Annotated in this window: 19 protein-coding genes; 8 read left to right on the top strand and 11 right to left on the bottom strand. The window is 70.8% G+C overall.

Going from position 1 to position 24,578, the window contains the following annotated elements; translation table 11 throughout:
- Positions 1–14: 14 nt before the first annotated feature.
- The 3 genes from WMF12_RS24515 to WMF12_RS24505 all read right to left on the bottom strand — a co-directional run bounded on the left by WMF12_RS24515 (position 15) and on the right by WMF12_RS24505 (position 3,380).
- Complete coding sequence (locus WMF12_RS24515) at positions 15–329, bottom strand: rhodanese-like domain-containing protein (RefSeq protein WP_012237276.1); 315 nt, start codon at positions 327–329, stop codon at positions 15–17.
- Positions 330–517: 188 nt separating this feature from the next.
- Positions 518–2,485 carry a family 2A encapsulin nanocompartment cargo protein cysteine desulfurase gene (locus tag WMF12_RS24510; RefSeq protein ID WP_437849423.1) on the bottom strand — a complete coding sequence of 656 codons (1,968 nt, stop codon included), beginning with the start codon at positions 2,483–2,485 and terminating at the stop codon, positions 518–520.
- Positions 2,472–3,380: a family 2A encapsulin nanocompartment shell protein gene (locus WMF12_RS24505; RefSeq protein ID WP_437849420.1), complete on the bottom strand. Its 909-nt coding sequence runs from the start codon at positions 3,378–3,380 to the stop codon at positions 2,472–2,474. The genes WMF12_RS24510 and WMF12_RS24505 overlap by 14 nt, the downstream gene beginning before the upstream one ends.
- A 541-nt stretch (positions 3,381–3,921) precedes the next feature.
- Here WMF12_RS24505 and cysK point away from each other — a divergent pair.
- The 6 genes from cysK to WMF12_RS24475 all read left to right on the top strand — a co-directional run bounded on the left by cysK (position 3,922) and on the right by WMF12_RS24475 (position 9,283).
- Entirely contained in the window at positions 3,922–4,911 is a 990-nt protein-coding gene (cysK, locus tag WMF12_RS24500; protein WP_437849418.1) for a cysteine synthase A, read from the top strand.
- On the top strand, positions 4,908–5,864 hold the full coding sequence (epsC, locus tag WMF12_RS24495; RefSeq protein ID WP_437849416.1) for a serine O-acetyltransferase EpsC: 957 nt from the start codon (positions 4,908–4,910) through the stop codon (positions 5,862–5,864). Before cysK ends, epsC begins: the two co-directional genes overlap by 4 nt.
- A gap of 107 nt (positions 5,865–5,971) precedes the next feature.
- Positions 5,972–6,394 (top strand): hypothetical protein, encoded by a 423-nt coding sequence (locus WMF12_RS24490; protein WP_437849414.1) that lies wholly within the window; start codon positions 5,972–5,974, stop codon positions 6,392–6,394.
- Positions 6,395–6,523: 129 nt separating this feature from the next.
- Positions 6,524–7,240: an SDR family NAD(P)-dependent oxidoreductase gene (locus WMF12_RS24485; RefSeq protein ID WP_437849412.1), complete on the top strand. Its 717-nt coding sequence runs from the start codon at positions 6,524–6,526 to the stop codon at positions 7,238–7,240.
- A 278-nt stretch (positions 7,241–7,518) separates the two neighbouring features.
- Entirely contained in the window at positions 7,519–8,226 is a 708-nt protein-coding gene (locus WMF12_RS24480; RefSeq protein ID WP_437849411.1) for an HPP family protein, read from the top strand.
- 133 nt (positions 8,227–8,359) lie between these two features.
- Positions 8,360–9,283, top strand: coding sequence for a hypothetical protein (locus WMF12_RS24475; protein ID WP_437849409.1), 924 nt, complete (start codon positions 8,360–8,362; stop codon positions 9,281–9,283).
- Between the two features lie 54 nt (positions 9,284–9,337).
- Here the strand turns inward: WMF12_RS24475 and WMF12_RS24470 are convergent, their stop codons facing one another.
- The 4 genes from WMF12_RS24470 to WMF12_RS24455 form a co-directional block, all read right to left on the bottom strand.
- Positions 9,338–10,555, bottom strand: coding sequence for a hypothetical protein (locus WMF12_RS24470; protein WP_437849407.1), 1,218 nt, complete (start codon positions 10,553–10,555; stop codon positions 9,338–9,340).
- On the bottom strand, positions 10,507–12,042 hold the full coding sequence (locus WMF12_RS24465; protein WP_437849405.1) for a hypothetical protein: 1,536 nt from the start codon (positions 12,040–12,042) through the stop codon (positions 10,507–10,509). The genes WMF12_RS24470 and WMF12_RS24465 overlap by 49 nt, the downstream gene beginning before the upstream one ends.
- Positions 12,043–12,163: 121 nt before the next feature.
- Complete coding sequence (locus WMF12_RS24460; RefSeq protein WP_437849403.1) at positions 12,164–13,492, bottom strand: cytochrome P450; 1,329 nt, start codon at positions 13,490–13,492, stop codon at positions 12,164–12,166.
- Between the two features lie 164 nt (positions 13,493–13,656).
- Positions 13,657–14,847: an STAS domain-containing protein gene (locus WMF12_RS24455; RefSeq protein WP_437849401.1), complete on the bottom strand. Its 1,191-nt coding sequence runs from the start codon at positions 14,845–14,847 to the stop codon at positions 13,657–13,659.
- 511 nt (positions 14,848–15,358) lie between these two features.
- Between WMF12_RS24455 and WMF12_RS24450 the strand changes: the two genes are divergently transcribed.
- Positions 15,359–16,585: a cytochrome P450 gene (locus WMF12_RS24450; RefSeq protein ID WP_437849399.1), complete on the top strand. Its 1,227-nt coding sequence runs from the start codon at positions 15,359–15,361 to the stop codon at positions 16,583–16,585.
- Positions 16,586–16,675: 90 nt separating this feature from the next.
- Here the strand turns inward: WMF12_RS24450 and WMF12_RS24445 are convergent, their stop codons facing one another.
- Positions 16,676–17,335: a carbonic anhydrase gene (locus WMF12_RS24445; RefSeq protein WP_437849397.1), complete on the bottom strand. Its 660-nt coding sequence runs from the start codon at positions 17,333–17,335 to the stop codon at positions 16,676–16,678.
- 105 nt (positions 17,336–17,440) lie between these two features.
- Positions 17,441–21,397: a M36 family metallopeptidase gene (locus tag WMF12_RS24440; protein ID WP_437849395.1), complete on the bottom strand. Its 3,957-nt coding sequence runs from the start codon at positions 21,395–21,397 to the stop codon at positions 17,441–17,443.
- 698 nt (positions 21,398–22,095) lie between these two features.
- Here WMF12_RS24440 and WMF12_RS24435 point away from each other — a divergent pair.
- A complete protein-coding gene (locus WMF12_RS24435; RefSeq protein ID WP_437849393.1) occupies positions 22,096–23,055 on the top strand; it encodes a diacylglycerol/polyprenol kinase family protein in 960 nt (319 codons plus the stop codon).
- A gap of 42 nt (positions 23,056–23,097) precedes the next feature.
- Here the strand turns inward: WMF12_RS24435 and WMF12_RS24430 are convergent, their stop codons facing one another.
- Complete coding sequence (locus WMF12_RS24430; protein ID WP_437849392.1) at positions 23,098–23,763, bottom strand: HD domain-containing protein; 666 nt, start codon at positions 23,761–23,763, stop codon at positions 23,098–23,100.
- A gap of 85 nt (positions 23,764–23,848) precedes the next feature.
- Positions 23,849–24,571, bottom strand: coding sequence for a hypothetical protein (locus WMF12_RS24425; protein WP_437849390.1), 723 nt, complete (start codon positions 24,569–24,571; stop codon positions 23,849–23,851).
- Positions 24,572–24,578 lie beyond the last annotated feature (7 nt).

The raw sequence follows: 24,578 nt of genomic DNA, 5'->3' as shown, positions 1-24,578 counted from the left end.
GGCGTGAGCCCAGCTCAGCTGTGCTCGAGCGGAAGCCCCGCCTTCACCCAGCCGCTCGTGCCGCCATCCAGGTTGTAGAGCTGGTTCAACCCGAGCCGCTCGGCGAGCTTCGCCGCCGTCAGGCTGCGGGCGCCCTTTGCGCACACGAACACCACCCGATCACGCGGCAGGGCCCGCTGCGGATCCGCTCTCAGTTGATCGAGGGGCACCAGCCGCGCGTGCGGCACGTGTCCGACCGACCACTCGCGTGGCTCACGCACATCCACAACGTCCACCTCGCCGCTCTTGATCAGCTCGTCCGCGTCCCTGGGCGATATCGTCTGGATCATGCGTCCATTATAACGGACGCGTGCGACAGTGGCAACCCGGGGGACACAAGTTCGCCGTCGAGACGAAAACCTTCGAAATCCCGTGTGTTCAGCCTGTTTTGACGATCCAACCAGGGGGGTGGACGGCGAGGGCGGCTGGCAGGGAGCCCGGCGGCGTCCGCCTCAGCGGACAGCCGCCGGACGGCCAGTCAGCGCGACCTCCCGATCTGGATTCTATGCAGCGCGTCAACCAGCGCGTCGATGTCCTCGCAGGTGTTGTAGGGGGCGAGCGACGCGCGCACGGTGCTCTCCAGGCCGAAGCGGCGCAGGATGGGCTGCGCGCAGTGGTGGCCCGAGCGCACCGCGATGCCCTCCCGGTCGAGCGCCCCGCCCACGTCCTCGGTGCGCTGCCCATCGAGGACGAAGGAGAGCACGCCCGCCTTGTCGGCCGCGGTGCCGATGAGCCGCAGCCCGGGGACGGTCGCGAGGGCGTGGGTGGCGTAGTGCAGCAGCTCGTGCTCGTAGCGGCCGATGTTCTCGATCCCGATCCGCGTCACGTAGTCGAGCGCGGCCCCGAGGCCGACCGCGTCCGCGATGTTGCCGGTGCCGGCCTCGAAGCGCGCGGGGGGCGGGTGGTAGATCGTCCGCTCGAAGGTGACGTCCGCGATCATGTTGCCGCCGCCCTGCCAGGGCGGCATCGCGTCGAGCACCTCGCTCTTGCCGAAGACGGCGCCGATGCCCGTGGGACCGAACACCTTGTGGCCCGAGAACACGTAGAAGTCACAGTCGAGGAGCTGCACGTCCGCGCGCATGTGGGACACCGCTTGCGCGCCGTCCACGACGACGCGCGCGCCGTGCCGGTGCGCCATCGCCACCATCTCGCGGGCGGGCGTGATGGTGCCGAGCGCGTTCGAGACCTGCGTGATCGAGACGATGCGCGTCCGCGGGCCGAGCAGCTTCTCGTACTCCTCGAGGATCACCTGGCCCCGGTCGTCCACGGGAGCGACACGGAGCCTTGCGCCCTTCTCGGAGCAGAGCTGCTGCCACGGCACGATGTTGGCGTGGTGCTCGAGCCACGTGATGACGATCTCGTCGCCCGGGCCCACGTTCCTCCGGCCCCAGCTCTGGGCGATCAGGTTGATCCCCTCGGTGGTGCCGCGCACGAACACGATCTCGCGCGTGGACGGGGCGTTGATGAAGCGGCGCGTCGCCTCGCGCGCCGCCTCGTACGCGTCCGTTGCGCGGGCCGCGAGCGCGTGCGCCGCGCGGTGGATGTTGGAGTTCTCGTGCTCGTAGAAGTACGAGAGACGATCGATGACGGCCCGGGGCTTCTGGGTCGTCGCCGCGTTGTCGAGCCAGATGAGCCGCTTGTTGTGGACCCGCTCCTCGAGGATGGGGAAGTCGCGGCGGATCGCGTGGGGGTCCAGGATGCCGGCGGAGCCGCTCACGCCGCGGACCAGCGCCGGATCCACGGCGCGGATCTCGTGCGCTTCGACCTGGGGAGGGCCGACCGGCGACTCGATGCCCAGCGCGGGCGCGCCGGGCACGAAGTACGGGTCGGCGTCGCGGCCCGCGAGATCGCCCAGCATCGGGACGCGGAGCACATCATCGACCGCTCCCAGGCTCAGCGGATCGGAGCCCACGAGCGGGACGCGGACGAACCCAGCGCGCACCGTCGAGTCCGGCAGCGACGCCTCGCCGGGGGAGGTCGGCGCCGCGCCGGAGGAAGCGAGGACCGAGCCGGGAGCCGGCAGCGCCGCGCCGGAATAGGGGGGGACAGAGCCCGAATAGGCGGGGACAGAGCCGGAGTAGGCGGGGGCCGACCCGGGGTAGACGGGGGCCGCCGCCGCGGACGGCCCCGGTACAGGTGACGGCGCCGCGCCAGCCGCCGCCAGGTGCGGGACGGGTGACTGCGACGGCGCGGCGCCAGGAAGCGGCGCCGCCTGCGCCGCCGCCCCCTGCTTCACCGGCGCGCCGAGCATCTCGTTCGCGAGCTGCGCGATCACCGCGGCCAGGGAGGCGGGGTCGAAGCCGGGGACGCCGGGCGCCGGCGCGGGCGCGCCGCCCGGCGCCGAGAGAGGCACGTTCAAGGGCGCGATCCCAGAGCTCCCTACGGCGTGGGTCACCTGCGGCAGAGCACCCTGGAGATCCGCTGTCAGGATCTCACTTGTACTCATAGTAGGTGTCCACCTGGACGCCCTCGAGCACGCCGAGCGCGTCTTCGGTCAGAACCGCCGCCGAGCAGTACAGGGACGCGAGGTACGAGGCAGCCCCGAGCTGGTTGATGCCCATGAAGCGAATCGACAGGCTCGGGCTCACCTCGCCGGGGATCCCGGGCTGGAACAGGCCCACGACACCGCGCTTCTTCTCGCCGGTGCGGACCAGGAGGATATCGGTCTTGTTGCCCGCGAGGTGCAGCTTGTCGGTGGGGATGAGCGGGAGGCCGCGCCACGTGAGGAACTGCGAGCCGAACAGGGTCACCGTCGGCGGCGGAACGCCGCGCTTCGTGCATTCGCGACCGAACGCCGCGATGGCGCGCGGGTGCGCCAGGAAAAAGGCCGGCTCCTTCCACACGCGCGCGATGAGCTCGTCGAGATCGTCCGGCGTGGGGCCGGCGCCGCGCGGCTTGACCCGCATGCTCTCATGCACGCTGTTGAGCAGGCCGTAGTTGCCGTTGTTGATCAGCTCGTCCTCTTGCTTCTCCTTGAGCTTCTCGACGAGGACGGTGAGCTGCTCTTTCACCTGATCCATGGGGCTGCGGAACAGGTCGGAGATCCGGGTGTGCACCTGGATCGTCGTGGTCACCGTGTTGAGCACGAACTCGCGCGGCTGCTCTTCATAGTGAATGCGCGCCGTGGGCAGCTCGGCCGCGTCATCCGGGCTGCAATCGACCGCGAAATCGCTATCGGTGACCCGGTTGAGGCGGTACACGCCTGCTTCGACGGGCGTCCAGGGGAGCAGCTGCACGAGCCAACGCGGGGTGGAACCGGCCCACTGGGGCGGAGTCTTGCTCGTGTTGGCGTGTTGCCTTGCGGCGCGCTCGCCAAGCAAATGGCTTTCGTGGTTCGTCATGGCAGGGCTTTTCCTCGAGCTTTGGCGCGTGGGGGGGATGTCTCCGCCAAAGCTGAGCCAGTACTACAGCTTCTTCCTAGGTTGCCGCAATGGCGCTCGTGACGCCCTGGACGCTTTCCTCCTGTAAAGCAGATGTAATTTCCACCATGTCGGACTCCTATAAAGCGGATTTTCCTTCTGCGATGGTGGAGCGTAGCCGCACGTGCCGTGGTGGAGGGGGACATCGGCGGACGTCAGCTGAGGTCGAGGCCCAAGGGGGTTGCGGTGTCGTTGCGGCAGCGTTGCGGCGGCGTTGCGGCGGCGTTGCGGTGTCGTCCGAAATGAAAGATGAGGAGTCGGGTGATGGAGCGCCGGCCCCGAGCCACCGGCGCGCCACGAGCACTGAGCGGCGACCGGCCTCGGTGGGGCATAAAGTGCTTGGCGTGCTCTATCCGTTATGTTAGATGAACATCCGCTGGTAATCAAGCGCGGCGTTCGCTGCCCGATCGACGTCCTCCGACCTCGAGGACGCGGAGGCATGCCGTCGCACCCCAGAGGGCCCATGTCGAACGTCACACGCGGCTGGTTCGAAGACAACGCAGAATCCATCGGCCGCACGCCGCTCGTGCGCCTCCGTCGCGCCGTCGACGGCGCGGGCGCGCTCGTGCTCGCGAAGATCGAGGGACGCAATCCGGCGTACTCCGTGAAGTGCCGCCTCGGCGCGGCGCTCGTGTGGGACGCCGAGAAGCGGGGGCTCCTCGGTCCGGGGAAGGAGATCGTCGAGCCGACGAGCGGCAACACGGGCATCGCGCTGGCCTTCGTCGCGGCGGCGCGCGGCTATCCGCTCACGCTGACCATGCCCGAGACGATGAGCATCGAGCGCCGCAAGCTCCTCGTGGGTTACGGCGCGAAGCTGGTGCTCACCGAGGGGCCCCGGGGGATGAGCGGCGCCATCGCGAAGGCGGAGGAGATCGTCGCGTCGAACCCGGGCCGGTACGTGCTCCTGCAGCAGTTCAAGAACCCGGCGAACGCCGCGATCCACGAGCGGACGACGGGCCCGGAGATCTGGGAGGACACGGCCGGGAAGGTCGATATCCTCGTGTCCGGCGTCGGGACCGGCGGCACGATCACGGGCGTCTCGCGCTTCATCAAGCACCAGAAGGGCAAGGCGATCACCTCCGTCGCGGTCGAGCCCGCGCACAGCCCGGTGCTCACGCAGACGCGCGCCGGGGAGCCGCTCAGGCCGGGGCCGCACAAGATCCAGGGGATCGGCGCGGGCTTCGTGCCCGACGTGCTCGATCTGTCGATCGTCGATCAGATCGAACAGGTGACCAACGAGGAGGCGATCGCCTATGCGCGGCGGCTGACGCGCGAGGAGGGCATCCTCTCGGGGATCTCGTCCGGCGCGGCGGTGGCGGTCGCGGCACGCATCGCGAAGCGCAAGGAGAGCGAGGGCAAGACGATCGTGGTCATCCTCCCCGACTCGGGCGAGCGCTACCTGAGCACGGCCCTCTTCGAGGGGCTCTTCGACGAGAAGGGGCTCGCGACATGAGCGAGGCCGATCACGGGGTTTACCGCGCGCCCGCCGTGTCCGGCGCGTCCTGGGCGCTCGGCTCGGTGGTCGCGGAGCTGCGCGCCGCCGGCCGGGGGATCGACGGCGCGCGCCAGAAGCTCGGGCGGCAGGCGCTGCCGTCGCGCGAGGTGCTCGTCGGCATCGCGCGCGATCTGCGCGCCGTGTTCTTCCCGGCGCACTTCGGGCCCGCGGATCTCACCGAGGAGGGGACCGACTACTTCGTCGGGCACACGCTCGACGCGGCGCTGCTCGCGCTCCACGAGCAGGTCCGGAGGGGCCTTGGCTTCCCGAGGGAGCTCGACGCCCGCGAGGCCGCCCGCCGCGAGGGGCGCGCCGCCGAGATCGTGCGCGACTTCGCCGCGGGCCTCCCCGCGGTGCAGGAGCTGCTCGAGACCGACGTGCGCGCGGCGTTCGAGGGCGACCCGGCGGCGACCAGCATCGACGAGGCGGTGTTCTGCTATCCGGGCATCACGGCGATCATGCACCACCGGATCGCGCACCTGCTCTACACGCTCGGCGTACCGCTCATCCCGCGCATCCTCTCCGAGATCGCGCACGCCGACACCGGCATCGACATCCACCCCGGCGCCGAGATCGGGGCGAGCTTCTTCATCGATCACGGGACGGGCGTCGTCATCGGGGAGACGTGCCGTATCGGCGAGCGCGTGCGCCTCTACCAGGGCGTCACCCTCGGCGCGAAGAGCTTCCCGCGCGACGCGAGCGGGAACCCCATCAAGGGGATCGACCGCCACCCCATCGTCGAGGACCAGGTGGTGGTGTATGCCGGCGCGACGATCCTCGGGCGCATCACCATCGGCCGCGGATCGAGCATCGGCGGCAATGTGTGGCTCACGCGCAGCGTCCCGCCGAACAGCCGGATCAGCCAGGCCCAGGTGCGGAGCGACGTCTTCGAGGACGGCGGCGGCATCTGACGGGTCCGAGCGCGTCGTCACGGCGCGCTCGGCGCGGGCGAGATCCGGCTCGTGCCCGGCGTCGACGCGGTGTATGAGCGCCGGCCTTCCGCCGAGGTCGCCCCGCGATGATCCCCCGCCGCCGCCTGCACCGCGCCGTCTTCGCGCTGGCTGCCCTCTACAACGCCTGCTGGGGGCTCTACGCCGCCGCCGACCCGCAATGGCTCTTTCGCTTCGCGGGCATGGAACCCCTCAATCACCCGCCGATCTTCGCCTGCCTGGGGATGGTCGTCGGGGTGTACGCCATCCTCTACGCGGAGGTCGCGCGCGCGCCCGAGCGCGGGTTCCTCCTTGCGAGCGTCGGTCTGCTCGGCAAGGTGCTCGGGCCGATCGGCCTCGCTGGGCTGCTCGTCACCGGGCAATGGCCGCCTCGGTCCGCCGTGCTCTGCTTGACGAACGATCTCGTCTGGTGGATCCCCTTCGGCCTGTACCTTCACGACGCGTGGCCGTTCTTCGTGCGGCAGTGGAGGGATGCGCCGGGGAGCCCGTAGCTCTTCTGGGGGGCTGACCTCCGGACCGAGCCGGGGACGATCTCGGCCGGTGTGTGTGGTTCGCGCGGGCCAGGACGGGCTACGCTGCCGCGGTTCGCCGGCGCGAGGGCCGGCGGGAGGGCGTCCTTCATGAGCTCGAACAAGACAGCGGTCGTCGTCGGTGTCGGCCCCGGGCTCGGGGCCGCGGTGTCGAGGCGCTTCGCGCGCGAGGGGTACTCCGTCGGCCTCATGGCCCGGACGGCCGCCGCCTGCGAGGCCGTGCAGCGGGAGATCGAGGGCGCCGGAGGGCGCGCCTTGAGCGTCCCGGGGGACGCCACCGACGCTGCCGCCGTGGCGGCGGCGTTCGCGCGCGTGGAGGCGTCGCTCGGGCCGGTGGAGGTGCTGATCTACAACGCCAGCGCCTTCCGCGTGGCCGGCGCCCTTGAGCTCACGCCGCGAGAGCTCGAGGACGACTGGAAGATCAGCTGCCTCGGCGGCTTCGTGAGCGCTCAGGCGGCGCTGCCCGGCATGCTCGAGCGCGGCCGAGGGACGATCCTCTTCACGGGCGCCACCGCCTCGCTCCGCGGCGGAGCCCGCTTCGCGTCCCTCGCCGTCGGCAAGTTCGGCCTGCGCGCCGTCGCGCAGTCGCTCGCGCGCGAGTTCGGCCCGCGCGGCATCCACGTGGCGCACGTCGTCATCGACGGGCTGATCGACACCCCGCGGGTGCGCGCCATGGTACCCGGGAGGAAGGCCGACACCCTGCTATCGCCGGAGGCGCTGGCAGAGACCTACTTCCAGCTCCACGCCCAAGCGCCGAGCGTCTGGACCCTCGAGCTCGACGTGCGCCCGTCGGTGGAGAAGTTCTGATCCTGCCCAGGGAGGCGCGGTCACCGACCAGCGTGTGACGGTCGTCTCGAGCGTGAAGGGGTCGTGGCGATCGCTCGACAGGCCGCGCCATCGGTCGCGCGCGCCGCGCGCAGGCGCGCTGCCCGGCGGGCCCGAGCGCGTCGGGCGAGATCCCCGATCCATCTCGCGGAGCCCGGAGTAGAATCGTGGTGAGCTGGCCGTGGCGCCCGCCGGCGAGCGCAGCCGCGGAAGCGGGCGCGCGCCGCGTGGAGGCGCGGCCCGCTCGCGAGGAACGAAGGATGACAGAGAGAGACAGGCAATCGACCCCGGCGGTGGAGCCGTGGGGAAACGGGCGCGGTTACGGCCCGATCTCGCCGCGGCACCCGCTCGGCGGCGAGATGACGGACGTGGTGCGCGGCATCTTCACGCGCCTCAGGCTCCCGTGGCTCCTCCAGCGCTACTCCAAGATACCGGTGCTCGCGGTCTTCAGCTGCGTGAACGGGTTCGTGAGCATCGGCCTGATGGCAGCCCTCGCCGTGGTGACGAAGTCGCCCTTCGTCTTTCCGTCGCTCGGGCCAACGGCCTTCCTGTTCTTTTACACTCCCACGGCGGCGTCGGCCGCGCCGCGCACCACCATCGTTGGGCACAGCATCGGCATCGCGGTCGCGTACATGAGCCTGCTCATCACCGGGCTCACGCACGCAGGTCCGGCGACCGCGACCGGGGTGACCCTCCCGCGCGCCATCGCCGCGGCGCTCTCGCTGGGGCTCACGGCCGGCCTCATGGTGCTCGCCCGCGCGCCACACCCTCCCGCGGGCGCGACGACGCTCATCGTCTCGCTGGGCATCCTGTCCCGGCCTCCGATGCTCCTCGTGCTCCTCGGCGGGGTTGTCCTGCTCACGCTCCAGGCCATCCTCATCAATCGCCTCGCCGGCGTCGACTACCCGCTGTGGGCCCCGCGGCAGGCGCGCCCGGAGCAGGATCCACCGCCTCCGCCTCCTCCTTGATCCAAGGGTGATGCGGTTGACGGTCGCGCGCACGTCGACGCCGGCGCGCCTTGACGTCCGGCGAGCGCTCGTGTGCTCTCGTTCCGCTACGCGTCGCGCGACGCCGAGCGGCTCGACCAGGAAAGGGAGGATCATGCTCACGCACAGCTACACCTACGAGGCGACCCTGGCGGATTCGCACAAGATCACCTGGCGCGTCGAGGACATCATCGGCGGTGACAAGCAGCTCGACTTCTCGAAGCCCTTCCTGCCCGAGTCGCTCGCGGGCACGGCGTCGATCCGCTGTCTGAGCGCGCGGGAGAAGCTCCTGCTCAACCAGATCCGCGGCAACAGCTATCTTTACCTCTTTGGCTTCGTGGAGGAGTTCATCCTGCCGTTCGTGCTCGATCAGGCGCGCGCCGCGGTCCACGGCGCCGACGCGGTCGAGGTGCGCGCGCTCGTCACGTTCGCCGAGGAGGAGGCGAAGCATATCCACCTCTTCCGCCGGTTCTCTGCGGAGTTCGCGCGCGGCTTCGGCGCGGAGTGCGGGGCCATCGGCCCCGCGAAGGACGTCGCGGCGGCGATCCTGAAGCACGGCGCGCTCGGCGTCGCGATGGTGACCCTGCACCTCGAGTGGATGACGCAGCGCCACTACCTCGACAGCGTCAAGGAGGGTGACGCCGAGGGCCTCGACCCACAGTTCTCGAGCCTGCTCCGCCACCACTGGATGGAGGAGGCCCAGCACGCCAAGCTCGACACGCTGCTCGTGGCCAAGCTCGCCCGCGAGGCCGGGCCGGAGGGCATCGCCCGGGCCTTCGACGACTACGTATCCATCGGCACGATGCTCGACGGCGGCCTCGCCGCGCAGGCCAGGCTCGACATCGAGGCCCTGGAGCGCGCCGCCGGCCGCCCCCTCGCCGAGGCCGAGAAGGCCGAGATCTTCGAGGCGCAGCAGCGCTCCTACCGCTGGACGTTCCTCGGCTCGGGCATGACCCACCCGAACTTCGTCCGCGCGCTCGGCGAGCTCAGCCCCGCCGGCGCCGAGCGCATCGCCGCGATGGCGAAGGCGCTCGCCTGAGCGCCCCCCTGGGCAGGCGACGCTCCGCCGGGCGGCGCGCCCGGCGCCACTGCGTCACTCCGCGAGCGCAGCGTCGCCCAGCGTGTTCACGTATCCCGACTCGATGATCCTCTTGAGGAGCATCAGGAACACGCCCGCGTCGCGCCAGCACTCCGCCGGCAAGCTCGCCACGCCGCCGCGCACGACGTCGACGAATCGCTCGACGACGCGGCCATCCCCGGCGCTGTCGTCGGCGGCGAGGTCGCGCAGCGTCGCCGCGATGACGTCCTCGTCATCGACGCCGACGAACCGCAGGGTGGCCTCGACGAGCCTTCGGTTCGGATGGTTGAAGAGGTTGAGATCGAACCGGCCGCGGGGGCCCGAGCGCCGATCGACGTCCTGATCTCCCACGTCGTCGAAGATGCGCGAAGCCGCGTCGGCGAATCGCTCGCACACGCGCCTGACCGCCGGGGAGGCCAGCACCTGTCCCATCGTGGGGAGCTCGGGGCTCGCGCTCCGGTAGAGGCTGTAGACGACGGCGACCGTCCCGGCCGTTTGAATGCTCCCGATCGCATGCGCGACGAAATCGCCGGCGTGGTCGTCCCAGAACGCACCCTCTTCGCGCTCGAGATAACGCTGGCTGAGCTGCCGCATGGCGGAACCATGGCTCAGAAAGCCGGCGACAGGCGACTCGATGAGCGCGCCCGCGTCCTCGGGAGAGCTCAGGCGACGCAGCAGGCGCGCCACCTCCGCCAGAGGTCGAGCGCGCGCCGCGACGAGGGCAGGATCGGGGCGCGGCGCCCTGGCCGCGTCGAGCTCGCGCCGGAGGACGGCGGACGCCAGCTGTTTCGCGTCGTTCGACGCGGGAACGTGCAGGCGCGGCGCGTGAACCTCGATGAACCGGTGCGTCGCGACCACCATCGCCAGGTCCCCGTCATCCATCAGGCCATCGAACAGGAACAGGAGCCCAAATACGATGGAGACCTCGGCGAGGCGCTCGATCTCTTCGATTTCGATCGCGATCGCGGCGCAGAACGCGGTCGCCTTGGGGCCGATCTGGCGCACGACGCGCTCGATGTGCTCCGGATCGAGGTCGGGTAAGGCGCCCTGGACGATCGGGCGGAACCTCTCGAGAAAACACGCGTGCACGGCGCGCATCCTCTCGGAGAGCGCGCGACGGCCGACGGCGGCCGGGTAGGAATCGCCGAAGACGTGGCTCTGCCACGCCCTTTCCATCAGATCGTCTAGTTTTCCCATGACGGTTGCGACACGAGGAGCGCGCCGAGGACCCACGCGCGGTCCACCCGCGCCGGGCAATACAGCTCCTTGCCGATCCAGCGGAGATCTTCCTGGCCGGCGCCGATGTCATGGTTCGATATCAGCCAGTCGCACCCCCGTCGCCAGGCGCCCCGCGCCATCGATTCGAGCTCGCGGTTCCTTCGGGCGGCGCGGAGCGCGAGCACGGCGTACGCCGTCTCTGCCGCGGTGGGCGCGCCGCCGGCTCCCCAGCCGCCATCGCCGCGCTGGGCGCGCAGCAGCGCCTCCATGCCGCGCTTCACGGCGGGCAGCTGCCCCTCGTGCGAGAGGGCCAGGATGACCTGGCTGGTCGTGTAAAGCCAGGAGCTGTGCCATTTGTCGCCAACCCACCGCCCGTCCGGCTGCTGACGCTCGAGGAGGTACCGCGCCGGCTCCGACGCCTTCTCCCCGCGGGACGCGAGGGCGTGCATCGCGTGTGCATTGGTCGTGAGCGAGGGTTGCAGCTCGTTCGCGTACGTGATGAACATCCCGCCTCGCTCGAAGCGCCGCAGCGTCTCGATGGCGCGGGGCGCCGCGAGCTCTCCCAAGGTGGCGATGACCGTCGAGGTGATGTCGCCGTCCTGCGTGAACGCGTCGCTCATGCCGATGCCCTCGGGGCGAAGCGCGGCGCGGAGGTCGAGCAGCTGCGGCCGCGCCACGTCGCCCAGCCGTGGATGGTCGAGGAGATCGAAGGCCCGCAGCGCATACAGGACCCAGGCCTGCTCGAATCGGCGGATGGGCCACACCGTGGGGACGACGCCGGGGATCCCGACCTCGGTCGCGTCGCTCGCTCGAAGCAGGTACTCGCGCGCCGCCGCTCGTGCGCCCGCGAGGCCGACCTTGTCCCGGGATGCGTGAAGCCAGGCGGCCGTGGCCGCGGGGCTGTGCCCGACGCCGCCGCTCGCGTCGAGGAGGTCGGGCGAGGGGCCGCTTCCCCAGCCCTCCCACGAGTGCGACGCCGCGCTGCCGGCCGCCGGCCGGGCCTTGCCGATCAAGGCCCGGCGCCGCTCGCCGAGCGCAATGAGCGCCCTGTACGGGCCCCAATCGACGCCGAGGCCGAGCGAGGAGGCCCGGTCGAGGAGCCTGGGCATGAGCAGCTCCAGCCCGACAGGGATGTCGTCCGGCAAGGACGTCCCCCAATGCGCTGCCTGGTTGCGCAGGAACGCAAGGCCCCCCTCGCAGGCGCGGCGTACCTGCGGCATGAGCTCGCGGTAGGGATGGAGGGCCACGAGCGACGCCAGCGTCGGGAGATCGCGCGCGCGTGGGACCGACGAGAGCCCCCAGCCCCCATCCGACCGCTGCTGATCCAGGAGCCATGGGATGATGCTCGCCCTGGCATCGGGAAAGACATCGAACATCAGCACGGTCGCGGTGTCGTACACCGACGGGCTGACGAGACCCCCGCCTCGCCCGAGCTCCGCCACGAGCTCGCGAAGAACGGCCAGAGCGCGATCGGAAGGACTCGAATGCGGCGAGGTGTTCATGTGCTGATCCACCCGGTGAGGACCGGCTGCCGCCGGCGACCGTGTTGATGGTGAGCGGCGTCGTCCCGTCGGAGATCGCGGTCGATGGCTCGATGCGCTGGGGCGCTCGAGCTTTGCCCGTTCAGCACCGACGAAAGGCGACCCGTGTCGCGGCCGTCGGATGCCCGGTCGGGAAGTACACGTGCTTCGGTGAAGCGCCCTCCAAGTGTGGAACGAGCCCGGCGCGGCGCAACGCCCGGACGAGGATGAACTGAAGCTGGAGCGCCTCGATGCAAGCGACGTTGTATCCAAGACAGAAGTGCGGCCCCCCGCCGAACGCGGCCAGCTCCAGCGGACCCGGCGGGCTCGAGCGATCTCTCCAGCGGTTCAGATCGAAGCGATCGGCGTCCGGGAACAGCGATGGATCATAGCCGAATTGCGCGGGGCTGAGGGCCAGCGGCGTATTTCGAGGGACGCGTCTACCGTTCAGCGTGATCGTCTCGGTGACCGTCCGGAAGATGAACCAGACCGGCGTGTACATCCGCAGGACTTCCCGGAAGACGGCGTTGGCGACGGGGAACCGGTCCGCCTCTCTCGCGGACATGGGCACGGACGCGTCCGGCGCGGCGGTGTGTTCGTCGCAGAGCGCGCTCCACACCTCGCTCCGGCGCGACAGGACGATGACGATCCAGGCCAGGATGGAGGCGCTGGTCTCGTGCCCGGCGAGCAATATCGCGCGAAGGTTGTCGACGATGTCTTGGTCCGACAGGGGCACGCCCTCGTCGTCGCGAGCCTTCGAGAGCATTTCGACGAGGGAACCCGCGGCGCCGCCCCCGCGAGCGAGCGCGAGGAGCTTCCGCAGGCGGTCGTCTATCCAGGCGCGCGCACGATCCGAGCGGTACGCGGGCATGCCTGGCAGACGACCCGGGATCGGGTAAACACCCAGGAACAGCTCGCGATAGGCTCGGCTCCAGGCGTGCACATCCTCTGTCGGGACCCCGCAGATTCGAAAAATGATCTCGAGGGTCAGATCCCGCATGGCGGGATGGACCGCGAAGCTCTCTTGCTGGAGCCAGGCATCGATCTTCGCAGCGAACGCGGAGGCGATGGTGGCGGAGGCCTCCTTGGCGAACCCCTGAGGGGAGAACGAGGGGTTGATGGCCGAGCGCATGTGCCGGTGCGGCGGCCCGTCCTGCGCAGCCATCGAGCGGCCCACGATCCCCTTCAGGTGCTCCGGATGGTCCATGACCACCTCGGGCGCGCGCAGGAGATCGATGGCGTCAGCTCCGACATAGAAGAGCCGGCGTTGCGCGAACCCGAGGTTGACCCAGAAGAGCGGACCCAGCGCGCTCCTGCTGCGGCGCAGCAGGCCGACGGCGTCCCGGTAGAGGATGGGCAGGTGACCGATCACCGGCAGCTCTCCGGCCGCGGTGGGGAAGCTATCTTGGTCGGTTCGACTCAGGGAGAGCATGAAGAACCTCGTTCTCGCGTAGGCCGCGCCTGCGGCGCCTGTCTCGTCGTCGTCACGAACTCGAACGCGCGCGCCGCCGGCGGTGCTGGCGGTGCTTCCCGGATCGACGATGCCGGACGCCGGCGCCGCGCGAGCCGCGCGAGCAGAAGGGGAGGGGCCGCGGGTCAGCGGCCCGAGGAGCCGTTCGTCGCCGACGTCGACGCGAGCTGGCGCATCTGGTTGATGCAGAACATGATTCCAGCCCGCAGGTTCGACCGCGTCACCATGCTGTTCAGATCGAGGCCCAGCTCGACGATCGTCTGCGCGACCGATGGCCTGATGCCGCAGATGATCCCGTCCGCGCCGAGGAGCCGGATGGCGTTCACGAGCTTGATCAGGTGATTCGCGACCTGCGTGTCCACCATCTCGACGCCCGTGAGATCCAGGATGGCATACCGCGCGCTGGTGCGGACGATCTCGTCGAGCAAGTTCTGCATGACGTCGGCGGTCCTCGCGCTGTCGACGACGCCGACCATGGGCAGCGCGACCACCCCGTCCCAGACCTGGATGATGGGCGTCGAGAGCTTGCCGATGACCTCCTGCTGCTTCTGGATCTGCAACAGCCGTAGCCGGAGCTCCTCTTCCGCTCTCTTCGCCTCCGAGACATCGAGCGAGAGCCCGATCACGGACGCGACGTTTCCGAGCGGACTCTGGATCGGCACCATCCAGTTCTCCCAGAACGAATTGTTGGCGGGGACGTGGCTCATTGAATGGGAGGGAGACCCGCGGAGCGCCCTCCTCACGTTCTCCGTGCCTTCGGGAGCGTTGGCAAAGACGTCGAAGAGGTTCGTCCCGACGAGCTGCCCCCGCTTGAGGCCGAGCCCCGCCAGGCCCCTCCCGTCGTGGCGGGTGATGACGCCCGCCGCGTCGCATGACCAGACGATGACAGGGAGGTTGTCGGAGAGGGCGCGGAGCATGTCCGCGTCCTCTCCCTTCCCGGGCTCGGCGGCGGGGTGATCGTCGGCGCCGGACGTCGCGTGCAGCGAGCCGTAGACCGCCTGGCCGTGCGGCGCTCTGCGCAGCACGCAGGAGAAGGACGCATACACGTTCCCGGCCGTCATCACCCGCCCGCGGAGCTCGACGGACCCGGTCGCCTCCAGGAGCCCGGACCACTTCGCCCGGGCCGCCTCCCGATCGTCGTCGTGGAAGAGCTGGAAGAACGCCGTCCCCGGCGTGGCCGCGTGCCCGACCGTGTGGCCGAATGACTCGCTCCAGTGCGACAGCGTGCCGTCGACATCCGCTACGAACAGCGCCTCGGGGGAGTAGAGATAGGCTGCCTCCCACGTGTCGCGTGAACTCGTGTAATGCTGTGTCATGACGAATGTTGCCCTCCCCCAAGCCCGATTCAGGCCTCCTACCTGTGCTCACTTCGTTCGTAGGGGCCGTGGATCGTGCATGTATTTGACCAAGAATCGGCGCCAGCAGACTCACCCCTCTCAGGACCCGCGAGCGCGATGACGAGCGCCCGGAGATGTCCAAATGCTTCGATCCGAGCGAGGGTTCCAGCTTGCATTGCGAGATTACAAGCCGCACATCTCCGGCTGAGGCCGGGTAGATCCGGAACTCGCGCTAAGGCCATTCCCGATGTGTGATCGTGATCGGCGTCCAGGATGCTGTTCAATCCGTTCGGCCCGGAAACGCCGCGAGGCGAGGGGGGTCGGACGAGATGCGAAGACTGCGCTCCTCATGACGGTGATCGCGTGGACGCCGCCCGGAGTTCCATGGGGTCACACCTATGCTGTCATCACGCCAGGGGAAAGGACTTGACTTCCACGAACCGCTTGGATGTGCTGTCCGGCAGCGCGGCTGCGCCGCGCTGCGCTTGACATGGAAACCGAGACCGCCCCGAGCCCCTCGCCCGAGCAGATCGACCTCTCCGCGCCTTCGGTGATAGCCGATCCTTACCCCGCGTACCACGGGCTGCGCGGGCGATCTCCGGTGCTCTATGCGCGCGTGCCCTCGGGCGGCGCCGCGGGCCTCGGCGAGCCTATTTGTGCCTACGCGCTCCTGCGCCACGCGGAGGTGCTCGCCGCGCTGCGGGATCCCCAGACGTTCTCGTCGAACGTCACGGACAAGATCCGTGTCCTGCCGCGGATCACGCTGCTGCACGACGATCCGCCCCGGCACACCCACCTCCGCAGGCTCGTCAGCCGATCGTTCACGCCGCGGCGCATCGCAGAGCTCGAGCCGTGGATTGGCCGCCTCGCCGCCTCGCTGCTCGAAGCGACGGGCGACGGGCCGTCAGACCTCATGGGCGCCTACGCGATGCCCCTGCCGATGATGGTGATCGCCACCCTGCTCGGTATCCCGGCGGAGCGCTATGTGCAATTTCGGAGCTGGTCCGAGTCCGTGATGTCCTACAGCGGTATACCGGCGGAGGAGCGCGCGAGCCGCGATAAGGCGATGGTCGACTTCTTCGCGGCGGAGCTCGAGGCGCGACGGCGCGCGCCGTCAGGCGATCTCATCTCGGCGCTGGTCGAGGCCGAGATCGACGGCGCGCGCCTCGACACGCCCGAGGCGGTCGGCTTCTGCGTCGGCCTGCTCGTCGCCGGCAACGACACCACGACGAACCTCATCGGCAACATGGCGCACCTCCTGTCCGAGCGGCCCGAGCTCTACCGGCGCGCGCAGGAGGATCGGAGTCTGGTGGAGCCGATCATCGAGGAGACGCTGCGCCATTCGAGCCCCGTGCAGCGCCTCCTGCGCGTCGCCACGCGGCCGGTGGACGTGAGCGGCGTGATGATACCGGCCGGGCACCTGGTCGACGTCGTGTTCGGCGCGGCGAACCGCGATCCCGCCGTCTTCGAGGAGCCGGACGCGTTCCGGCTCGACCGGCCTCCGGTGGAGCACCTGGCGTTCGGGCAGGGGACCCATTTCTGCATCGGCGCGGCGCTGGCGCGGATGGAGGCGCGGATCGCCCTGAACGCGCTCCTCGACTGCTATGAGTCCGTCACGCCCGGCGAGGCGCCTCCGCTGCGGCAGACGCGGGCGATGATGCCGCTCGGGTTCGAGTCGCTCCCGCTCGTCCTGCGCCGGAGCCGCGCCAAACCCTGATCTCGGATCGCTAGCGCAAGGGTGCAGATTCGTGGGATACGGGCTCAGCCGTCAGGCAGGCGAGTGAGGCGCACGAAACGCCGCAGCTCGTCACGCGCGCGGGAGGAACGTCACCTTGCCGGTCTCGAGGGCGTACTCGGCGCCGACGATCAGCATGCCTTCCTCGGTGCACAGCCGCTCGAGAAGCCGGCTGCCGTGCCGGAGGTGATCGCACGAGTTGCGCACGTTGGCGCGCATCGCCTCGCGCAGGAGAAAGTTCCTGTCGGCGTGGCGGCCGGCGGCGCTCACCACCGTCTCGACGGGAGCTCGGCAGCGCTCGACGATATCGCGGATGTTGTCGGTGAGGGGGCCGCCGTGGTCCTCGTGGAGCAGCTCGCTCAGCGTGGCGTCGATGGCGCCGCAACGCGAGTGGCCCATCACCACGGCAAGGCGGGTCCCGAAGGCGGCGGCGGCGAACTCCACGCTGCCCACGAGCGAGGGCGCCACCACGTTGCCCGCGACCCGGATGACGAACAGGTCCCCGAGCCCCTGGTCGAAGATGAGCTCCGCCGGCGCCCGCGAGTCCGAGCAGCTGAGGATGATGGCGAAGGGCTGCTGCCCCTCCACGAGGGCGGCCCGCGCCCGCGGTCCCATCACGACGTGCTCGCCGCGGATGTTGTCCACGAAGCGCCGGTTGCCCTCGATCAGGCGTTCCAGGGCCTGATCGGCTGGCACGACGGGAGAGGCGGGCGGAGCGTTGCTGAGTCCCATGCTGACCGGCCACGGTGGGGGACCGGGCCGCGGGCGTCAATGGGTGAAACTTCCGCCTCACATGTCAGCTGCCGGACTCATGGCTCATCGCTCATCGCTCATCGCTCACCTGGCGCCACCGCCGCGCCGCCGCCTCGCAAACGCCGCGAGCGCCGCGGCGGCCCCGAGCGCGGCCAGCGGCCCGCGCGGCGCGCCCCCCGGGATCGCGCACCCGCAGCCTTCAGCTGCCGGCTCCTTCGCCAGATCGACCACCACGCTGACCTGGTCGGTCGCCTCCAGGATCCCGTCGCTGACCGTCACCTCGAACGCCAGGGTCGTCGTCGCGGCGACCTCGGGCGCCACGAAGGTCGCCCGCGCGCCCTCGCCGGTCAGCTCGACCGCGGGCCCCGCCGTCTGCACCCAGGAGAACGTCAGCGCGTCCTCCTCGGGGTCCGAGCTCCCCGAGGCGTCGAGCGTCACGAGCTCGCCGAGCGCGACCGCCTGGTCCGCCCCCGCGTCGGCCACGGGCCCGCCCTGGCAGGAGGCGGTGTCCTCGACCACCGTCGCGAACGGCTTGTTCTTCAGGCCCGCGAACCCGATGTCGTCGAGCTCCCAGCCGGCGTCGCCCGCGGCCGCGTCCGTGCCGACGCGGAACCGCACCTGCACCGTCTTCCCGGCGAACGCGGTCCCCAGGTCGATCGCCACGTGGTCGACCTCGGGCCACGAGGGGCTCTGGCCGACGAAGGCCCTCCGCCTGCCCAGCGGATTGCCCGACTCGACGGTGACCCTCCCGCTGTAGCCGGGCTGCGCGCGACTCCCGATGTCCCGCCATGTCGCGCCGCCGTCGGCGCTGATCTCGACCACCGCGCCGTCCCAGAACGTCTCGTCGCTCGTCTCGAACTGGTGCCGGTGCGCGAACGTCAGCACGAAGCGCTCGGACTCGCTGACCTCCAGGGCCGGCGACACCAGCGCCGTGTCGGACACGCTCCCGAGGTTGACGCCGCGCCACACGCGGTTCGGCGCGGTCCCCTCGGCGCGCGACCAGACGAGCTCGCTGGAGAGCCCCTCGACGCGCCAGGTCGTGCTCTGCGCCTCCACGTCGTCGACCGCCGAGGACCCCGGCAGCTCGTCGAAGTTCACGCGGCGCACCAGGGCCTCGACCCGCACCGGCGTGCACGCCGCGGCGCTCTTCAGCGTCAGGCTGAGCTCGAGGTCCTCGGCGGGCGCCACGGTCCGGTCGAGCTTCACCGCCACGGTCGCGGTCCCGGTCGCGAACGGCGCGATGTCGCCGAACGACGCGCGCGCGCCGTCCGGGAACGTCACCCCGGCGGAAGGCACCTCGATGGACGCCACCGCCCCGGTCAGGGGCGCCGCGCCGCGATTGACGATCTCGATCGCGATCGTGCCGGACTCCTCCGCGTCGAGCAGCCCGTCGCGGTCGCAGGAGCCGGCGCTGTCGTCGAGCTCCGCCCGGACCAGCGAGATCTCGGGCTGGACGCTGAAGCTCTCCACGACGCCGGAGAAATCGTGCGAGTCGGCGCGCGGGGACACGGCGCACGTGCCGGCGCCGCGCCGGGCGAACGCCTCCGCCAGCGCGAGGAAGTCGCCCTGATCGCTGGCGAGCGCGGCGGCGAGGAGGGCGTCGCGCTGCTCGGTGTACGTCGGGCTCACCGGCGCGAGCTGCATGCCGGCCACCACGTAATCGCTCATCCGCCGCCGGGTCTGCTCGAACGCGCGCGGCGGGGTCAGGCCGCTGCCGTGCCGGATCAGCCCGACGTAGGCCTCGAACAGCATGCTCGCCCAGACCTCTCCCGCGTTGTGCTCCTCGGAGTTGTCGGAGAACGACGAGTTGAGCGGGTGGTCGGGGAGGCGGGCGCCCTCCGAGATGTGCTTGAACGTCAGCCCGTTCCTGGTGAAGTCGACGGAGTAGGGGGCGCGGCGGATGCCGAAGTAGCTGTCGCCGAGCGCCGCGCTCCCGTAGCTCGAGAGCGGGAAGGCGCCGTCGAGGTCGTCGCCGTCGCGCAGCGCCATGTGCAGGGCGATGAAGTCGCCCCACCCCTCGCTCTGCGCGCCGCACATCTTCGTGCCGCACGCGACCTGACGGAGGTGGATGTAATGGCCCCACTCGTGCGCCACGATGCTGTTGTCGATCGTGCCGTCGCGCTCGACGCCGGGCTCGCGGGTCATGGTGACCGTGAGCGGCGCGTCCGAGGCGGCGAGCGCCGCCTTGAGCGCGCTGCCGTCCTCGTGCGAGACGCTCTGGGCGGGGGTCGTCACCTCGGGGGCCTCGCCGGACAGCCGCGGGGCCCCGTCGCTCTCGCGGTTGTTGGCGATGATCACGCCGATGGCGCCCGCCGCCTGCGCGCTCTGCGCCTTCTCGCCGAAGGTGCACCCGCCCCGGTCGACGAGGGCGATCTTGCCGGCCACGTCGCTCGTGATCGGCCCGCACGCGTCGCCGCGGGGCTCGGCGCCGTCCTGGGCGAGGGCGAGCTCGCCGGTGACCTCGTAGCGCTGGGGCCCGAACAGGGCGGTGTTCGACGCGTAGCTGGCGTTCTGCGGCGTGACGCTCAGCGAGCGCTGATCCGGCCCGGACCACAGGTACATCTGCATCCGGGGCGACGCGCCGTCGTACGTCGCGTCCATGTTCGCGTTGTCGCGGCTGCCGCCGGTCGCGTCGTCCTGCGCCTCCGCGAGGAGCGGATCGCCGCCCAGGCCGCCCCGACCGAGGTTGTCGCGCTGGGCGTTGCCCGCGGCCTCGGTGAAGCCGGAGTCGTAGTACCAGTCATGGAGCCAGTTCGTGACGTAGAAGATCTGGGTGACGGCCGCCATGGTCTGCTCGGGCGTGGCGAGCGGCTCGGCGAGCGGGTCATAGATGTGATCGAACGAGCCTGGCCCCGAGAGCGCCGCGCGCGTATCGCCGCTGGAGAACCCGTCGGGCGCGTTGTGGTCCGCGTAGGCGTCGACGTTGTTGCCGCGGGTCGAGGTCGCGTCGGCCGGCAGCCACGGATCGGCCCCGCCGTCGAGGTTCGTGTTGAAGCCATCGATGGAGATGAGGCTCGGCGCGACGAACCGAGGGACCTGGCCGTCGGGCCGCCCGGTCGGGTGCGGCGAGAGATCCGCGAGGGGGCCGTCGAGCGGCCTGTGATCACCCCCTTCCTCCGCCCAGACCCGGTAATCGAACGCGGCGTGGGAGAGGTTCTCCCGGGAGAGCATCTGCCCGTCGCTGGCCCCGAACACCCAGGCGTACGCCGCGGAGCTCGTGCCGCCGGCGTCGCCCGAGACGAGCTCGACGAAGTAGCCGGCGACGAGCCGGTCGGGCAGCGGAAAGAGCACCTTCCTGACCCGCGCCGGCTGCGTGAAGCGCAGGCTCCCGGCGCGCTGGCGCGCGTGATCGGTGTCCGCGATGTCGAAGAGCCGATACCCGCCCTTCGCCTCGCCGAGCTCGCGGAGGTCGGCCGTCTTGATGTCGATGCGGTGCGCGTCGCGCAGGGCGCGGACGACCGCCTGCGCCGGCGAGCCGGAGAACGCCCGGCCGCGGAGCGAGCCGGCCGCCGGCGAGGCGGCGCCGGGCGCCAGGGGGACGGCCGACGCGTGGAGGTTGCCCGCGAGGGCGACGAGCCCGAGGTCGCGCTTCATGAGCACCTTGAGCCCGCTCCGGAAGACCGGGATCCCGTCGACGTCCTGGCCCAGCGTCACGACGATGCCGCCGCGCCCGGTGTCGTGGACGTGGCGCACCACGGCCGTATCGAGCGCGGCCTGCGGAAGACCGTAGAGGCGCGCGTACCGCTGCACGTACCACCGGGCCGCGGCCTCGGGCGTCGCGTGGGTCGCGGCCGGCGGCCGGTGGCCCGGGGACGTCGCCCACACGAAGGTCGGCACCCCGCGCTGCGGATCGGTCGACGCCACGACGGCGCCCGGCGCGCGCGCGTCGACGTCGATGACGCGCGCGCGGCGCGCCGCGCGGACGGGCGGCGCGGGTGGGGCCTTGAAGTATGCGTCGTAGTTCGGGCGCTCCCGCGCATGGGCGATGGGGCCTGCGAGCAGCGCGAGCGATAGCGCGGTGTACCGAACTGAGACCTTCATGTTCCTCGATTCTCCGACTCCGACGGGACGACGCATGACCGGCCGCGCGCGGGTAGGCCGCGCGCTTCCTCCCCGGGCGCCTCGCGCCCACCCGTCGAATCCGCGGCGCGAGGCAACCTAGCCCCAGCGTGCGCGCAGGGAAAGCGCGACGGCTCTCGCTCTGTCCGGCGTCGTAAGGCGCCTCTCATGCGATTTCGTCCGGGCGCTCCGCAGAGCGCGAGTCACGCGGCGCCGAGACCAGAATGGAATAGAGAAGCAATCCTTGCTGGCGCATTGCATGAATCCATGAATTGCCGTGTCATGCGTCCTCGCGAGGCGAGCCGAGCGGTTCCCTCGGTCGCCGCGGGGTGGGCAGGAGGGTGGTTGTCGCGCCCGCGATCCGCTCCGGGACCTGGACGGCGTCTGGTCGGCTCGCGCGGCGCGTCGTGCAGCGCCGGCTCGTGGGGTGCGGACTCGCGCGGCGCGTCGTGCAGCGCCGGCTCGTGGGGTGCGGACTCGCGCGGCGCGTCGTGCAGCGCCGGCTCGCGGGGTGCGGACTCGCGCGGCGCGTCGTGCAGCGCCGGCTCGCGGGGTGCGAGCTCGTGATGTGCGGACTCATGCAGGGCTGGCGCCGCGAGCCAGCTCACGCGCGGGGTGCCAGTATGACGAAGCGCTGACATGGCGCCCGACCCCCGGGGATTATCTTCGCAAAACCCAACGTGATCCACGCCTTGCACGTCGAGACCAAGCTCGTCTCCGAAGAGCTCTGCGTACTGTTGCGTCAGGTCGATCCCGCCGTCTTCGTCTTCCACGACGAACCCGAGGTTCGCGCCCGGGTCGAACGGGTGGCGTCGCGGCTCCGCGAGCTCGTCGTGGCGGCCGAGCGCGACGATGCCGGGGGCAGGATCGAGCGGCTCCGCGAGCGGCTCCGCGTGCTGCTCGCGGCGGTCGAGCGGGCGACCCCGACCGGAACACCCTCGCCCAAGGCGGCGTGGATTGCGTTCCAGCGAGAGGTGCAGCCTGCCTACGAGTCGCTGTTGCTGACGCTGCGCGGCGTGGTCGCCGCGCCGCCGAGCGTCAGGCCGACGAACCATGCGCGCAGCCTGTGGCACGTGGGCTCGGGGCTCTCGGTGCTCGGGCTGATCCAGCTCCTGCCGGAGCGCGGCTGGCTCGTGGCCGCGAGCGGCGCGTTCGTTGTGGCGGTGTGGTCGATGGAGATCGCCCGCCGGGTCAGCGAGCGGGTCAACGAGCGGCTGATGGGGGTCTTCCGGCTCGTGGCGCACCCGCACGAGCGCTACCGGGTGAACTCGTCCACCTGGTACGTGACAGCGCTCTTCTTGCTGGCGCTGTTCGGGACGCGGCTGAGCCAGTCGCTCGCCGTGGTGGTGCTGGCGGTGGCCGATCCGGCGGCGGCGCTCATCGGCCGCCGCTTCGGCCGCACGCGGCTGCGCGACGGCCGCTCGCTGGAGGGCACGCTCGCCTTCTTCGCGGCGGGCGCGCTGAGCGCCCTCGCCGTGATGTGGGCGCTCGGCCCGGCGTCGCTCTCCTCGCGGCTCCTCCTGGCCGCCGTCGCGGGCCTGGCCGGGGCGGCGACCGAGCTGTTCTCCACGCGGATGGACGACAACTTCACGATCCCGGTCGCCGTGGCGGCCGCGGTGACGGTCGCCGGCGCGGGCTGACGTCAACTGACGTTATCTGGCGTCAGTTGACGTCAGTTGACGTCAGATAACGTCAGGCGCCATCTCGCCGCCGATCTCCAGCGCGAGGCGAGCGAGGTACTGTCTCATGAACTCCGCGCGTCGCGCGCCCTCGCGGCGCCCTGCGGCCGTCGTGAGGCTCTCGGCGGTCTTGAACAGCTTCACGTGGAAGTGGTCGATCGCGTTCATCCGGTCATCCCACGGCCTCCGCTCGGCGAACGGATCCCCGGGATCGTAGAACCGCACGCCGAGCAGGCCGCCCACGGCGAAGCAGCGGGCGATCCCGATCGCGCCCAGGCCGTCGAGGCGGTCGGCGTCCTGGACCACCCTGGCCTCGAGGGTCGTCGGCTCGATCCCCGCGCTGTAGCTGTGGCTCTCGATGGCGTGGGCGATGTCGGGGAGGAACGCCTCGGGGTACTCCACGCTCCGCAGGAAGCAGAGCGCCTCCTCCGCGGAGAGCCGCGACGCCTGGGAGCGCCTGGGGTCGTTCTTGGGGACGTTGACGAGATCGTGCAGCCACGCCGCGGGGACGACGATCTCGAGCCTTGCCCCTTCGTCCGCCGCGAGCGCCTTGGCCGTGGCGACCACCCTCGCGAAGTGCGCCAGATCATGGGCCGGATCCTTGCCGAGGTCGGTCTTTTCGAGCTTCTTTGCGAAGAGCGCTTCCCAGTCCTTCATCTCCCGCCTCATAGACGCGGACCCCGACCCGCGCAACGGCTCTGCGCGGCGCCCGCACTCTCATGGGCACCTGCCCCTTCGCCCTCAACGGATCACGTCACCGATAGGGATCGAGCTCCAGCTCCCTTTGCAGGGTGCGCGACACGACCCCCCAGTCGGCCTCGTCGCTCCCGGCGAGGCCGACGGAGAGATAGAACTCCGGCGCTTGCTTGGCGACAAGGATCAACGAGCCTCGCTTCGCCGCGAAGGTGTGGGCATTGGAGAACCAGTACGGCTCGAACCCGAACAGGCCGGCCAGCCAGCGGCAGCGTGCCAGCGTGTCCGGGCGCAGCTCCCGCTCGGTGTACATCGCCTGCAAAGGGAGCCGGGTGGCGAGGCGCGCGTTGAGGACGGGCAGGCAGATCAGCTCCGACAGCGAGCCCGCGACGGGCTCGGTCCGCGAGAGATCGAGCCGCCCCTCGTCGTCGAGGGGCGCGCCGTCGTGGCGCACGACCTCGGGATCGTCGCCGCCGAGCAGGAAGATGTCCTCCTCGTCGTCGCCGACGGGCACGGCGAACGGCTCCACGCCCTCCGGGATGTCCTCGAGCAGGTCCGGGCGCCGCTCGATCATCTCGCGCGGGGAGGTGGCGTAGAGACCGAGCTTCAATGCACCCGTGTCTTCCCCCATGCGCTCGAGGAAGGCGAGGTGCACCGCGCTCGGCGGCCGGCCCATCGCCCGGGTGAGCTCGGCGATCTGATCCGGGGTCGAGCCGCGGAGGGCGCGGCTGAAATCGGGATCGAGCGAGGTGCAGAACTCGATGCAACGGTCGACGAGGTTCATGAACGTT

Source organism: Sorangium sp. So ce363 (assembly GCF_051520435.1).
Classification (GTDB): domain Bacteria; phylum Myxococcota_A; class Polyangia; order Polyangiales; family Polyangiaceae; genus Sorangium; species Sorangium cellulosum_B.
The sequence above is the reverse complement of the archived record's forward strand: the minus strand, read 5'-3'. Positions and strand labels throughout refer to the sequence as shown.

Excerpts from the sequence above, each read along its gene's own strand:
- WMF12_RS24515 (WP_012237276.1), bottom strand. The coding sequence starts at position 329 with ATGATCCAGACGATATCGCCCAGGGACGCGGACGAGCTGATCAAGAGC.
- WMF12_RS24510 (WP_437849423.1), bottom strand. The coding sequence starts at position 2,485 with ATGAGTACAAGTGAGATCCTGACAGCGGATCTCCAGGGTGCTCTGCCG.
- WMF12_RS24505 (WP_437849420.1), bottom strand. The coding sequence starts at position 3,380 with ATGACGAACCACGAAAGCCATTTGCTTGGCGAGCGCGCCGCAAGGCAA.
- cysK (WP_437849418.1), top strand. The coding sequence starts at position 3,922 with ATGTCGAACGTCACACGCGGCTGGTTCGAAGACAACGCAGAATCCATC.
- epsC (WP_437849416.1), top strand. The coding sequence starts at position 4,908 with ATGAGCGAGGCCGATCACGGGGTTTACCGCGCGCCCGCCGTGTCCGGC.
- WMF12_RS24490 (WP_437849414.1), top strand. The coding sequence starts at position 5,972 with ATGATCCCCCGCCGCCGCCTGCACCGCGCCGTCTTCGCGCTGGCTGCC.
- WMF12_RS24485 (WP_437849412.1), top strand. The coding sequence starts at position 6,524 with ATGAGCTCGAACAAGACAGCGGTCGTCGTCGGTGTCGGCCCCGGGCTC.
- WMF12_RS24480 (WP_437849411.1), top strand. The coding sequence starts at position 7,519 with ATGACAGAGAGAGACAGGCAATCGACCCCGGCGGTGGAGCCGTGGGGA.
- WMF12_RS24475 (WP_437849409.1), top strand. The coding sequence starts at position 8,360 with ATGCTCACGCACAGCTACACCTACGAGGCGACCCTGGCGGATTCGCAC.
- WMF12_RS24465 (WP_437849405.1), bottom strand. The coding sequence starts at position 12,042 with ATGAACACCTCGCCGCATTCGAGTCCTTCCGATCGCGCTCTGGCCGTT.
- WMF12_RS24460 (WP_437849403.1), bottom strand. The coding sequence starts at position 13,492 with ATGCTCTCCCTGAGTCGAACCGACCAAGATAGCTTCCCCACCGCGGCC.
- WMF12_RS24455 (WP_437849401.1), bottom strand. The coding sequence starts at position 14,847 with ATGACACAGCATTACACGAGTTCACGCGACACGTGGGAGGCAGCCTAT.
- WMF12_RS24450 (WP_437849399.1), top strand. The coding sequence starts at position 15,359 with ATGGAAACCGAGACCGCCCCGAGCCCCTCGCCCGAGCAGATCGACCTC.
- WMF12_RS24445 (WP_437849397.1), bottom strand. The coding sequence starts at position 17,335 with ATGGGACTCAGCAACGCTCCGCCCGCCTCTCCCGTCGTGCCAGCCGAT.
- WMF12_RS24440 (WP_437849395.1), bottom strand. The coding sequence starts at position 21,397 with ATGAAGGTCTCAGTTCGGTACACCGCGCTATCGCTCGCGCTGCTCGCA.
- WMF12_RS24430 (WP_437849392.1), bottom strand. The coding sequence starts at position 23,763 with ATGAGGCGGGAGATGAAGGACTGGGAAGCGCTCTTCGCAAAGAAGCTC.
- WMF12_RS24425 (WP_437849390.1), bottom strand. The coding sequence starts at position 24,571 with ATGAACCTCGTCGACCGTTGCATCGAGTTCTGCACCTCGCTCGATCCC.